Consider the following 13,064-nt stretch of genomic DNA (forward strand, 5'->3'; position numbering starts at 1 on the left):
GAATCTATTCCTGCATTACATGAAACTTCTTTTATTGAATTACCAGCAAGAACTTGTGCTACAAGTTCATAGCGTTCTGAAGCTCTCCATTTCTTTTTCTTTGTTTTGATTTTTAATGCCTCTGGTCCATTGGCATCTTCTATCTTTTTCCATCTTCGAATCATCTTATGGAAATCTTGCGGATCTTTGAAATGTTCTGGAGTTTCTTCCCAAAACCCTTGTTTGTACATTTCAACGCAGTGTCTTTTGTACTCATACGAGTAATGTTGATGCATAAAAATACCCCCTTTCTGTTTGTCCAGAAAAGGGGGTACATATCACAATGCCGGGGATTTTTTATAGATACTCACCTATAATTTTACAGGTTAACTTCTACAATAATTTCTTTGATTTTGCCGTTGCGGGCAAAGAGGTCTGCAGTTTCTGCAGCAGTAAGAACTGTTCCGTCACGGCGTTTGCCGTTTACTGTAATTGACGAACTATCGTTAGTTAGCTTGTAAGTTACAGGAGTTCCACACCATGTGAACTTGAGTGTTCCGTCCTTAAAGAATTCTGATTTCTTTAGAATTACCGGCTTAAACTGAGCAAGCCCGTTTTCAATATCTACACCGAGTTCGCCCCAGCGTGTCAGAACTTCTTCTTTTACCTGACCAGTCATACCAGGCTGCTTAGCGCCCTGCTGGAAAGGTGTGTGCGAATATGGATCCGCTGGGAAAGCACCGTACACTTCGGCCTCCTTATTGAACCCAATACCGGCACGTACCCCATAGTAAGCTTCACAGAGTTCTTTCACCACGTCGGCCTCCGCATTTTTATTCACAGCGGCTATCGTGTTCTCCTGAGCAGCAAGCAGCAGTTTAGAAACCATGTGCCAGTAAATACTTCCCAGTCCTTCGTAAGCATAGAAAGTACCGCTTCGTCCTGTAAAGCTCTGGTGATTGAAAGTCTTTTCATAAAGAGCTTCGAGGGCAGCCATTTCTTTTGCCTTTGGTTTTTTAGCAGCCGGAAGAGCTTCGCAGAATTCACGCAAGAAGCGTACATTGCGGAACTCACCGTTGAAATGGAATTTACCATTGCAATCTGCATAAAGAACAGAGCCGCCTGTCTTTTCAATGAAAGCTCTGAGGTCTTCAACATCAATACTCTTAATCACATTCTTATCTTCAAATGCAGCAAGCTCCTTGTTAGGGTAGAGCATATAAGAGTTCTGACGAGGCTCATACATGCGGCTTGCACGGAGAGCTTTAAGAACGCTCAATACTTCAGCAGGCTCGAGAACTTCAGCAGAAAGAACAGCTACCTGTCCTTCTAGCATTTCCTGAAGATATTCAATTTCCATTTTTCCGCCAAGACCGTCCTGGCCAAAGCCTGTTATCTTCATTGTGTTGTATGCGTGATAAAGTCCGTCATTACGATGGTTCAATTCAATTGTAGCTTTAATGTGTTCGAGAATTGAATTGAGGGTAGCAAGAATTTCTGTTTTCTTGAGAGTCTTTTCTGAAGCACCGTAGCCCTTCTTGTAAAGAACAGTTCTTTCTTTTTCAAAGAGCTTACCTTCTTCATCTGCAAACTTCTTTCGGAGAGCTGCGTTTGTTGCAGTCTTTTTAGCAGGAGAATCTGCATAAAGTTTTCCGAGTCCCTTGAAACAATCTGCAACTGCTGAAGGCAGAACAAAAGTCTGAGCTTCTGAAGAAGCAAAAAGTTCATTAAGGAATTTTACAAAACGATGCAGGTAATAAAGAGTTACCATTGAAAGTCCGTAGCCTGCAAGAGCATTGTTTGCATCGTTCCATTCAGGGCGCTGTGTGTTAAGCCAGATTCCGCCTCCTGGAATGAAGTTTGCCATCTTAGCAATTACAACCTGAAGAAGTTTTGTTGCCAGAGTTACCATAGCAACTTCGCCCTGTCCGGCAGTTCCTGTTGCAGTTACAAGTTTTGCATCTGAACCGTCTTTTGCAGCACAGGCTTTCAGTGTAGAACTGAGTTTATAATCAAAGGCAATTGTATTTCTTGGATCTGTAACAATATCTTTATATGACTTAATTCTGTAAGGAACATTTGAACTTGCATAAATCTTTTCACCCAGTTCACTTACAAGCTGTCCCTTATTAAGTTTTGCATAAACTTCGAGCAGTTTCTGAAGATAGATTACCTGGTGATCTCCCCAGTAACCAATCTGTGCCCATGGATTATCAGGATCTGGAGTTTCCCAGTCGATTCCTTCGCGGGAAATTCTGTAAGGGTTGAATCCTTCAATTGTCATTGCGTTAAGGAATTTTGCAGTCATATTTTTTATGTACTGTGGGTATGACCAGGCAAGTGCTTCCCAGTTCTGGAAGATATCGCGCCAGTTTCCTTCGTAGTTCAGGATAGGATTTCCGTCGTTGTCGCGCAGGTGAATATTAAAGCGGTTCCATGGACGGCTTGGGTCACCGTGGCGGCGGCTGAAGGTAAGAGGCATATATTCATAGAAGAGACGTGAAAGCTGTGGGTTCATTTTTTTCTGAACTGCAGTTTCAAATTCGCCGTAATTTACAAAGCCGTCTTTATCTGCTGATGCAGTGATTGCAGAAGTTACTTTTTCTGCAAGTTTTACAAGAGCTTTATTGCGCTGTTCAACAAATTTAATAAAGTCTGCAAGGCTGATTTTTCCGCTGTTAGCAAAGAAACCGCCGCGCATAATATTGAACATAACGTTTTCTGAGTGATGTACGCAAGTCATTGTTTCGGCTGTTTCCTGGAAACCATCTGCTTCGGCAATATAAGTTTCCATCAGTTTTTTACCGTCTTCAATATCTGCTATAAGTGAAGCTGTGAGTTTTGTGCGGTCTTTGAGTTCTTTTTTCAGAACTGCAATTTTTGATGCATCGAGGCGTGTATCGAATACCTGATACCATGATGCACTGTCTTTTAAAGACAAGTTACGGCAAATATAAGCTGCCGGACGTTTTCCTTTTACAACATCCATTATTTCAATATTGCCTTTTTCTGCAAACTGTTCAGGAGCATCAGGTGCAAGCAGTAAATCATCTTCTGTATTGAACCAGCTGACATTTGCAAAAAGTCCTTCACTTGGTTCAGCCTTATCTGTAACAATAGAAGAAACTGCAAAGAGTGCAAGTTTAGAAGTTGAATCTAAATCTGTTTTTTTATAGGCATCGAGAAGAACGCTGTTGCTGTTCTGGAAATCTGCAGTTACGCAGGCTGGAAGAATATTTCGGCAGCCATCAAGAACTTTTACAGAAATTGATTTATCAGAAAGATTTGTAATTACGCTTTTTTTAACAAGGCCGTATTTAGGAGAAGAAGTCCAGCCGTAACGGAAAGAAAGCTGCAGATCTTCATTTATTTCTTCAAACCAGACTTCTGTTCCGGCAGCGTTTTTATAGATATTTCTTGTGATATTTTTTTCGGCAAGACGACGGATAGCAGGACTGGCTCCAAGACTTGCAAAAGGTTCCCAGATAACATCACCAGCCATAACTGCTGTGTAAGAACCGGTATATGATTTTGCATCACTTACCTTATCTGCTGTGTAATAAGGGAAAACTGCATGATCGCAGTCAATTCTTCCGGCTGTAATTCCACCCTGTGACCAGCAGAAATTCCATATATCAGATGCACTTGTGATTGTCATAAAGAAATCATCCATGCAGTCATAATTCTCAATTTTGTAGAACTGGCCAGTTTCTCCTGGTAATGTTGTGAAACAGCCTTTAACCTTTTTCATCTAAAATCCTCCTGAAATAAAATCCGCAGACTGAACTCACTAAGCCAGCTCCAAGGTTCAGTCTGCAGGTTTATAAAAAAAACTTCTTACTAATCTTAAACTAAAGCAAGAAATCAGGGAAATCAACACAAAAATGCTCAAAAACACCCCGAAAACCGAAATATTTACACCTTTCTGAAAATTTACAAACTTTTCATATGGTATAAGTGCGTCTATACTCCAAAATGTAAGCGAGGTACTGTCATGAAACAGAAAAACAATGATTTGCCGGTAATCCCTAAGAAAAGCTTCTGGGTAAGATTACGTGAAGAAAAATATCTTCAGTTTATGGCACTTCTTGGAATTGTGTGGATGTTGATTTTTAACTACATCCCGATGTACGGAATTTTAATTGCTTTCAAGAAAAACTTTTTTATAACAACTCCTTTGTTCAGCAAGAAATTTTTTACAACACCATGGGCTACTAACGGTGGTTTCCAGCATTTTATCAACTTCTTCAAAGATGAAGAGTTCTTCAATGTTATGGCAAACACATTAGGAATCAGTATTCTTAAACTGGTTTTTAACTTCACTCTGCCAATCGTTTTTGCATTGCTTTTGAATGAAGTTAGAAATATGAGATTTAAGAAAGCGGTTCAGACTATTACATATATGCCACACTTCCTTTCATGGGTTGTGCTCGGTGGTATTCTTACTACCTGGCTTGGAGATGGTGGTCTTTTCAATGAGCTTCTCATAAATATGGGTATTCTTAAAGAGAGTGTAGCTTTCCTTGCTTATCCTAAATATTTCTGGGCTATCACAGTTCTTTCTGATTTGTGGAAGGAACTTGGATGGTCTGCAATCATCTACCTTGCTGCTATTGCAGGTATTGATCAGGAAATGTATGAGGCTGCTAAGGTTGACGGTGCAAGCCGCTGGAAGCAGATCTGGACAATTACACTTCCTTCAATTGCTCCTACTGTAACTATCATGTTCATCCTTGCTGTTGGTGGACTTTTGAATACTAACTTCGATCAGATTCTGGTATTGAACAATCCTTTGAATGCACCAAGAAGTAACGTACTTGATATCTACGTATATCAGACTGCTATGCGCGGAATGAGATATTCATATGCTTCGGCAATTGGTTTGTTTAAGTCGGTAGTTGCTTTCATCCTGCTGTTCATTGCTAACCAGGTTACTAAGAAGTTGAACGACACATCGTTGTTCTAATGGAGGAAAAAAATGACACATTCAAGATTAAATAGAGTAACAACTGGTGACATTATTATCGGAATCATTATGGTGCTTCTCTGCTTTATTGCAGTGTATCCAGTATGGTATACAGTTATCATTTCTTTCAATGATGCAAACGATGCTCTCCGTGGCGGAATCTACTTGTGGCCAAGAAAGTTCAGTCTTCAGAGCTACAAGACAGTTTTCCAGGACAGTACAATTGTCAGAGCTTTTATGATTACAGTTCTCAGAACTCTGATTGGTACAGTAACAAGCGTTTTCTTCACAGCTATGGTTGGATACGCTTTCTCTAAAAAGCACATTATGGGAAATAAGATTTATACAATCATCGGAACAATCACAATGTTCTTCGGTGGCGGTCTTATTCCTTACTTCATTACGTTGAAAAACCTTGGTCTTTACGACAACTTCCTGGTTTACATCATCCCAAGCTTGTTCAACTTTTATAACATGATAATCTTCATGTCTTTCTTCCGCGGCCTCCCAGCCGGACTCGAAGAATCTGCTAAGCTCGACGGTGCAAACGACATGCTGATTTTTATAAAAATTATACTCCCTTTATCTATGCCGGTAATTGCAACAATTGCTTTGTTCAATGGAGTCGGCCACTGGAACGATTATTTTGCCGGAGTTATGTACATCAACAAATCAGAACTGCAGCCGATCCAGACATACCTCTATCGTGTTGTAGCCAGTGCTTCTGCATCTAAGGCAGTTGTTGCAATGCCTGCCGGCGTTTCTGCTCAGCAGGTAAGCTCACAGTCGGTTCGTCTGGCAACTATGGTTGTAACAACCTTCCCGATTATGTGTGTATATCCATTCCTGCAGAAGTACTTCGTAAAGGGAATGTTAATTGGTTCTATAAAAGGTTAGCAGCAAAATCCGAGCAGTGGCGCAGGATTTTGTACGCGCGAATCGAAAGCAACGCGAAGCGTTGGTAACTTACATTTTGGATAATATTTATAGGAGGAAAATAAATATGAAGAAATTAAAGGTAGTAGCATTAGGTTTTGCTATGGTTGCTGCTATGTCTCTCGTAGGCTGCAGCAAGAAAGAAGCTGGTAAAACAACTGGTACTAAAGCATCTGCTGATGTTCCAGGTTGGAAAGCAAATGCTGACAAGCCAATCAAGCTTGACTGGTATATTAACTTCAGCTGGTTTGCACGCCATTGGGGTGATTCAAAAGTTTCTAAGTACATTACAGAGAAAACTGGTGTAGATGTAAACTTCATCGTTCCTGCAGGAAACGAAGCTGAAAAATTGAATGCTATGATCGCTGGTGACGCTCTTCCAGATCTCATTACTTTGGGATGGTGGGAAGGTCAGATTCCTATGATGATCGATTCAGATCTTCTTTATTCACTTGATGAACTTGCAGACAAGTATGATCCATACTTCTGGAAGGTTACAGACCCTGTAAAGGTTGGCTGGTATCGTCAGCCAAACGGACATATCTACGGATATCCAAACGCATCTTATACTTCAACAGACTACGAGAAGTATCAGGGAAAACTTACTTCAAACGAAACTTTCCTTGTTCGTAAAGATATGTACGAAGCTATCGGAAGTCCAGACATGACAACTCCAGAGGGATTCCTTGGTGCACTCCGCGCTGCAAAGGCTAAGTTCCCAACAGTAAATGGTCAGTCACTTATTCCATTCGGAACAAACGAATTCGGTGATACTGGTTGTTCTCAGCTCCAGGGTTACCTCTCACACTTCCTTGCAATTGCTCCAGAAAAAGATGGTAAATTCGTAAACGCAGACCTCGGTCTTACAGATGATCCAGAGTATATCCGCTGGATGAAAGCATTCCGCCAGGCTCACGAAGAAGGTCTCTTTGCTACAGACGTATTCGTAGACAAGAGAAGCCAGATTGAAGAGAAAGCTGCTCAGGGCCGCTACTTCTGTATGCTCTATCAGAACTGGGATATGCAGGCTCCACAGAACGCTCTTTATGCACGTGATCCAAACTCTATCTACATTGCTGTAGATGGTCCAAAGAACTCTAAGGGTGATGATCCAGTTCTCGCTGGTGGTGGTATTGCAGGTTGGACAGTAACTTTGATTTCAAAGAACTGTAAAGATCCAGCTCGTGCTATTCAGTTCCTTTCTTACCTCATCTCAGAAGAAGGTCAGATGGATACAAACTTCGGTATCGAAGGTGAAACATATACAATGGTAAACGGAGTTCCAAAGCTTACTCCAGAAATTGCTGATCTTGATAAGAATGACAAGAACAAGCAGGAAACAGAAATTGGTGTTCAGTACACATACTGGATGCTTATGGATACAGCTTGGCAGGCACAGTTCGGTGCTGACTATGCTCCTTCACTTGAGCAGCCACAGCTCTGGACACGTCCATACGTACACTCATATGCAGCATACGACGGACTTACACTTCCTGTAGGTTCAGACGAACAGCTGATTTACGAAGACATCCAGCGCCGCTGGGGAAAAGTTCTTCCACAGTTGATTCGTGCAGGTTCAGAAGCAGAATTCGACAAGATCGTTGCAGACTTCAACCAGTATAAGAAAGACAAGGGTGTTGATAAGGTTATCGCCGCTCAGTCTAAGCTTATGAACGAAAACAAGAAGAAGCTTGGTATGTAAATTATAGATTGCTTCGCTTCGCTCGCAATGACAATTACGGTAGTCATTACGGGAAGTGAAGCGATGTTCCAATCCAGGGAATTCGACAATACGAGGTTTATCATATAAAATGATAAGGATGAACTTTTCACAAAAATTAGTTTTTGCCTATACCTGTATTGTCGTAATTCCCCTTTTTATTTTAGTAATTACTGCAATGGGACTTATCCGCCGTTCTCGTGTTGAAGAACTGGAAGCAAACAGTGAAGGTCTTCTTACAGAAAACTACGAACAGGTTCAAAAGAACATCCAATCCTTTAATCTTTTTGAACAGCTTGTAAAAAGTAATAAACGTCTAATGCTCTTCTTTACAATTCCAGAGCGCAGCAATGAAGACGAAATAATCGATACAATGATTTCTGAAACCACAATGCTCGAACGTACACTTGAAACTGTACCGAACATTTATGGACTTCGCGTATTCAGTGATAATTCGCTCATTCCAGAACGCTGGCCGGTTTTTATGAATTCTTCACGAACAGACCTTGAAAGTCTGGACCGCTGGGAATATAGCTACACGGCAGACTATCTTGGAAATCAGGGCTCGTTAAAATACGAATCAGTTTGTTCAACAAGAAGACTGGAAAATAATCACAGGGAAATCGGCTACATTCAGATAGCAATGAAGACCAGTGACTTTTTTCCATTCCTCTTCAAAAAAATCAATGAATATAATGATGACTATGCTTTTCGTGAAGTTCTAAATGAACAGACAAATAAAATGGAGTTGATTCCAATCACAAATGAAATAGTAGAGCGTTCACGTGCACCATTAAGTCCAGAACTCTTTGAAGATTTTTACAGAACTGTTTACCGCCGCAAGCAGGGTGAAATTCTGAATTCCGGAAAAATGATTTTACGTCATAAAGAAGATATTCGTTATTCAAGCTGGATACGTGTTCCCGACATGAATATAATTCTTCTGCATACCTGTTCTTCTGAGGAAATGCAGAGAAGCTTTTTTTTAATACAGGCAGGAATTCTTGTTGGACTTGGGCTTACGGTTTTTCTTTTGTACTTTTTAGTCCGCTATCTTACTTCACGACTTATGGGCCGTGTTTATAACCTGATTGGTGGAATGAAACAGGTTCAGGAAGGAAATCTTGAGGCATGCGTAGAAGTAACCGGCCACGATGAAGTAACTGAAGCTCAGCATACCTTTAACAGAATGACCGAGCAGCTTCGAAATCAGATTGAAGAAATCAAAAAGGAACAGCATCTGATTGCAGATACAGAAATGAAGGCAATGCAGAATCAGATAAATGCACACTTCCTTTATAATGCACTTGAAACAATAAAAATGCAGGCAGTAATTGCCGGCGAAACAGATGTAGAAGAAAGCATAAATGTTCTTGGCAAACTTATGCATTATTGTCTGCGCTGGAGAGTTCATACAGTAACCCTCGAAGAGGAAGTAGATTATATCCGTTCGTATGTTTATCTTTTGAACATCAGAAATGATTATGTAATTTCACTCCAAACAGAAATTCATGATGAATATAAAAATATTGTTATTCCAAAAATGAGTCTGCAGCCGCTTGTAGAGAATGCTTTTTTCTATGCAATCGAGCCGCGAGGAAAGGATGCAGTAATTCGTGTTTATACAGAAGAAGGTACACAGTCAGACAGAATCTGGTTATGTGTACGCGATTTTGGAAAAGGAATTCCAAAAGAAAAACAGGAAGAACTTATGACCTATCTTTCGGATGATAATTATGAGCGCGATTCACAAGGCAGCATCGGTTTGAAAAATATTCAGCAGCGTTTAAGCATGTTCTGTGGAAAAGATTATCGGATGATAATCGAGTCGAGAAAAGGAGAAGGAACTCTTATTAAAATTCCTGTTCCACGGAATTTAAAGAACACTTTAGGAGAATAATCATGATAACAATAGTACTGGCAGATGATGAAAAACTCATTCGTGCGGGACTAAAAAAAATCCTTCTGGATTCAATAGATATTCCGCTGGAGATTATAGAAGCAAAAAACGGAGAAGAAGCTCTCGAGTTCTGTAAGGAAAAGAAGCCAGAAATTTTAATTACAGATATCCGTATGCCGGTAATGGATGGCGTAGAACTCATGAAGCAGCTTTCTGAACTGGATGAAAAACAGAAGCCTGCAATAATAGTACTTAGTGGTTATGATGATTTTTCTTATGCAAAGGCTGCAATCCAAAGTGGTGCTCTCAGTTATATTCTAAAGCCGGTTGATAAGAAAGAACTTATAAGCGCAGTGAACTCTGCAATTATGAATTCCCAGAAAGAAGAAAAAGAACAGAATGAACAGAAGTTCCGCCAGATAATAGAGAAGGGCCGCCTTGATGATGTTTCAGGTCTTCCGGAAATCACAATAAAGAATGGACTTCGCTGTATTGTTATTTATGGAAAAAATCCTATTCAGGCAGTCGAAGCTGTAATGCATGACAGAAGATACTACGTTGTTGAACAGACACGAAATTCCGTACTGTTAGTTTATCCTTTTGATGGAGTTGAAGTTAAATATGATCCGACTTATCTGGATACCTATATCGTAGGAATTTCAGGACCAGCCGATGATTATTCAATGCTTCGAACAATGAGACGTCAGGCAAGAACCGCCGCAATGCAGTCATTCTTTGATGCCGAAACCGGAATGATGCTGGAACGACAAAGACGAGGCGGATTGTATTATTGGGAAAATGATACTCACATAAGCGACTTTACTCAGCTTGATGAAGGCTATGAAAAAATGATCAGCCATTGTGATATTGCTTCTCCGGAAGAAGCGCAGAAAGATGTAGAAAATCTTTTCAACTGTTTTAATGACAACGCAAAACTTAATTCAGAAACCCTTTGTTATTTATATAGAAAAATTACTTCAAATATGTTTACAAGATATCCGGGCTTTACAGATTCAGACATGTACCTGCATATCAAAAGCATAATGATAGAAAACATTTTTGAGTTTGCAAATCTTCCGGAATGGCAGAGCAGTGTACTTGATTACGCAGTTTATCTTGCAGCGTTGTTGAAACAGGATACTAAAGAATCTCCGTACATTACAGAAGCCCTTGCATTCATAAAAACTCACTTTAAGAAAAACATAAACATGGCAATGGTAGCAAATCAGGTTTCTGTAAATTACACCTGGTTCTCAGAAAAGTTCAAAGAGCATACAGGCGTAAACTTTAACGAATACCTCAAGCGTCTTAGAATTGATGAGGCAAAAAAGCTTCTTGAAAAGGGCTGCTACAAAGTTTATGAAGTTGCAGAACGCTGTGGTTTTTCTGATGTAAAATATTTCATGAAGATATTCCGCGAAGAAACAGGTATGTCTCCAACTGAGTGGAGCAACAAGCATATTTCGTGATATTATTCTTTCACTGATATGAATGCTGAACTGAAAGAAAAATTACGTAAACTTGCAGACAAGTATGAGGTGTCGTCATTTTGTGATGCTGACCCGTCACAGTTTCTCCGCTGGTATGAGCCGGAGGCTGGGCGAGGTACAGTTGCAGATGTCGAAGCCGCTTCTTTTATTGCGGCAATGCTTGCGTTCGGAAATAGAAAACAGTTTATTCCAAAAATCTGTGAAGTGTTGCAAACTGCCGACCGTTCGTTAGGAAGTATAAGCGAATGGCTAAAAACTGGTGCGCACGTTAAAGACTTTCCGAATGGCATCACTAAGTTTTACAGATTCTATTCCTATGATGACATGCAGATATTCTTTGGAGAACTTGCAGAAATCTTAAAACGTGCCGACAGTCTCGGTGATTTTTTTGAGGTTCAATATACAGCTGTTCATAATTTATCTGACATCATCGCATCCGCCTTTCCAAATTCCGCAATAGTTCCAAAAGGCCGAACCAGCGCCAATAAACGCGTCCATATGTTCCTGCGCTGGATGGTGCGCCGCAATTCTCCTGTGGACCTCGGACTTTGGAAATGGGCAGATCCCTCATCGCTCATTATACCCCTCGATACTCACGTAATGCAGGAGGCGGCAAAACTTGGTCTCATACCAGAAAAAGCTGCTGCTTCCCGTAAAACTGCAGAATTACTAACTTCCGCCCTATCCGAAGTTTTCCCAGGCGACCCCTGTCGCGGCGATTTCGCTTTATTCGGCGTCGGTGTAGATAAATAGTCCAGTTACAGAGAATAAATTTATTTAATCAAAATCTCTTATTAAAATCTTTTAGAATTATGATATAATCTGATAAAACGATTAACTAAAAAACAGGAGATTTCAATGGCAGACCTTTCAATAAGATTTTATTCCGACGTCCTCAAACGTGACGTTTCATTTTTAATGCAGATTCCAAACGATATCCGCCGTGACTTTCCACGCAATGACCTCAAGCGTGATGACAAACCAATGAAGACACTTTTCCTCCTTCACGGTTATAGTGGAGCAGCTTTCAATTGGGTTCCTGGAAATCTTGCAGAGCAGTATAACTTTGCAGTAGTAATTCCAACCGGCGAAAATTCTTTCTGGATTGATGGTCCTGCTACAGGCAGACAGTTTGCAACTTTCCTTGGAGTTGAACTTCTTGAATACGTTCGTAAAACTTTCAATCTTGCAATGAGCGCAGATGATACATATATCATGGGCTTTTCAATGGGTGGCTTTGGTGCACTTCATACAGGCTTTGCTTATCCAGAAAAGTTCGGAAAGGTTATAGCACTTTCTTCAGCTCTCATTCATAACGAAGTTGCTAAAATGAAAGAAGGCGAAGGTAATCCTGTAGCAAATTATGATTACTACAGAATGTGTTTCGGCGATCCTGCGAAACTTAAGGAAAGCGATAATAATCCTGAATACCTTATGAAAAAGCAGGTGGCTGCCGGTAAAAAACTTCCTGATATCTGGATGGCCTGCGGAACTGAAGACTTCCTTCTTGAACGCAACCGTGAGTTCCACAAGTTCCTCGAAGATGAAGGTGTTAAACACGTTTACCAGGAAGGTCCTGGCATCCACGATATGAACTTCTGGCAGGAATGGGCCGGTAAGTTCATTCCGGAAGCTTTCAAGGATTAAGCTGAATTTAAAAAAAGGCGGTCAGTGAAGTGCACCCCTAAAGTTGGACAAATAAAGTTCAAGTTAAGGAGGTGCATTTTTTATGTCTAAATACTCAAAAGAGTTAAAATTAAAGATTGTCTTAGACTATATTGAAAAACATATAAGTCCAGAACAACAGGAAAAAGCATATGGAGTAAATTCAAGTCAAATTAGACAGTGGATTGCCCAGTACAAATTAAACGGAAAATTTACAGAACCAACGCGAAATTTTAGCGGAGAATTTAAACTAAAAGTGCTAAACTATCAGCAAGAGCATCGTCTTTCTGATTCACAGACTTCATTGATTTTTGGTATTACAAATATTGGAACTATCTGTGCATGGCGAAAGAAATATATTACCGGTGGTACAGAAGCTCTGTTCCAGAAACAAGGCAGGCGATCAAA

10 protein-coding genes are annotated in these 13,064 nt (G+C 40.3%); 8 read left to right on the top strand and 2 right to left on the bottom strand.

What is annotated here, in order from left to right; translation table 11 throughout:
- Positions 1–275, bottom strand: a 275-nt coding sequence (locus BMY21_RS15320) for a hypothetical protein (RefSeq protein WP_439895610.1), incomplete at its 3' end; no start/stop codon positions are given.
- Positions 276–358: 83 nt separating this feature from the next.
- Positions 359–3,730 carry a 1,3-beta-D-glucan phosphorylase, GH149 family gene (locus BMY21_RS15325; protein WP_074645719.1) on the bottom strand — a complete coding sequence of 1,124 codons (3,372 nt, stop codon included), beginning with the start codon at positions 3,728–3,730 and terminating at the stop codon, positions 359–361.
- A gap of 243 nt (positions 3,731–3,973) precedes the next feature.
- Between BMY21_RS15325 and BMY21_RS15330 the strand changes: the two genes are divergently transcribed.
- From BMY21_RS15330 to BMY21_RS15365, 8 genes are all read left to right on the top strand, one after another.
- Entirely contained in the window at positions 3,974–4,945 is a 972-nt protein-coding gene (locus tag BMY21_RS15330) for an ABC transporter permease (protein ID WP_074645721.1), read from the top strand.
- A gap of 12 nt (positions 4,946–4,957) precedes the next feature.
- The gene (locus BMY21_RS15335) at positions 4,958–5,842 is read left to right on the top strand and encodes a carbohydrate ABC transporter permease (protein WP_074645723.1); all 885 of its coding nucleotides are present in this window, start codon (positions 4,958–4,960) and stop codon (positions 5,840–5,842) included.
- A gap of 106 nt (positions 5,843–5,948) precedes the next feature.
- A complete protein-coding gene (locus BMY21_RS15340) occupies positions 5,949–7,583 on the top strand; it encodes an extracellular solute-binding protein (protein ID WP_074645726.1) in 1,635 nt (544 codons plus the stop codon).
- Positions 7,584–7,701: 118 nt separating this feature from the next.
- Positions 7,702–9,501 carry a sensor histidine kinase gene (locus BMY21_RS15345; protein ID WP_074645728.1) on the top strand — a complete coding sequence of 600 codons (1,800 nt, stop codon included), beginning with the start codon at positions 7,702–7,704 and terminating at the stop codon, positions 9,499–9,501.
- A gap of 2 nt (positions 9,502–9,503) precedes the next feature.
- Positions 9,504–10,970, top strand: a complete 1,467-nt coding sequence (locus BMY21_RS15350) for a response regulator transcription factor (RefSeq protein ID WP_074645731.1) — start codon at positions 9,504–9,506, stop codon at positions 10,968–10,970.
- An 18-nt stretch (positions 10,971–10,988) separates the two neighbouring features.
- Entirely contained in the window at positions 10,989–11,744 is a 756-nt protein-coding gene (locus tag BMY21_RS15355; protein ID WP_074645734.1) for a TIGR02757 family protein, read from the top strand.
- Between the two features lie 105 nt (positions 11,745–11,849).
- On the top strand, positions 11,850–12,638 hold the full coding sequence (locus tag BMY21_RS15360; RefSeq protein WP_074645735.1) for an alpha/beta hydrolase: 789 nt from the start codon (positions 11,850–11,852) through the stop codon (positions 12,636–12,638).
- Positions 12,639–12,720: 82 nt separating this feature from the next.
- Positions 12,721–13,064, top strand: a 344-nt coding sequence (locus BMY21_RS15365) for a helix-turn-helix domain-containing protein (RefSeq protein ID WP_143064254.1), incomplete at its 3' end; no start/stop codon positions are given.

It is taken from the genome of Treponema bryantii (assembly GCF_900111035.1).
Lineage (GTDB): Bacteria > Spirochaetota > Spirochaetia > Treponematales > Treponemataceae > Treponema_D > Treponema_D bryantii_C.

Excerpts from the sequence above, each read along its gene's own strand:
- BMY21_RS15325 (WP_074645719.1), bottom strand. The coding sequence starts at position 3,730 with ATGAAAAAGGTTAAAGGCTGTTTCACAACATTACCAGGAGAAACTGGC.
- BMY21_RS15330 (WP_074645721.1), top strand. The coding sequence starts at position 3,974 with ATGAAACAGAAAAACAATGATTTGCCGGTAATCCCTAAGAAAAGCTTC.
- BMY21_RS15335 (WP_074645723.1), top strand. The coding sequence starts at position 4,958 with ATGACACATTCAAGATTAAATAGAGTAACAACTGGTGACATTATTATC.
- BMY21_RS15340 (WP_074645726.1), top strand. The coding sequence starts at position 5,949 with ATGAAGAAATTAAAGGTAGTAGCATTAGGTTTTGCTATGGTTGCTGCT.
- BMY21_RS15345 (WP_074645728.1), top strand. The coding sequence starts at position 7,702 with ATGAACTTTTCACAAAAATTAGTTTTTGCCTATACCTGTATTGTCGTA.
- BMY21_RS15350 (WP_074645731.1), top strand. The coding sequence starts at position 9,504 with ATGATAACAATAGTACTGGCAGATGATGAAAAACTCATTCGTGCGGGA.
- BMY21_RS15355 (WP_074645734.1), top strand. The coding sequence starts at position 10,989 with ATGAATGCTGAACTGAAAGAAAAATTACGTAAACTTGCAGACAAGTAT.
- BMY21_RS15360 (WP_074645735.1), top strand. The coding sequence starts at position 11,850 with ATGGCAGACCTTTCAATAAGATTTTATTCCGACGTCCTCAAACGTGAC.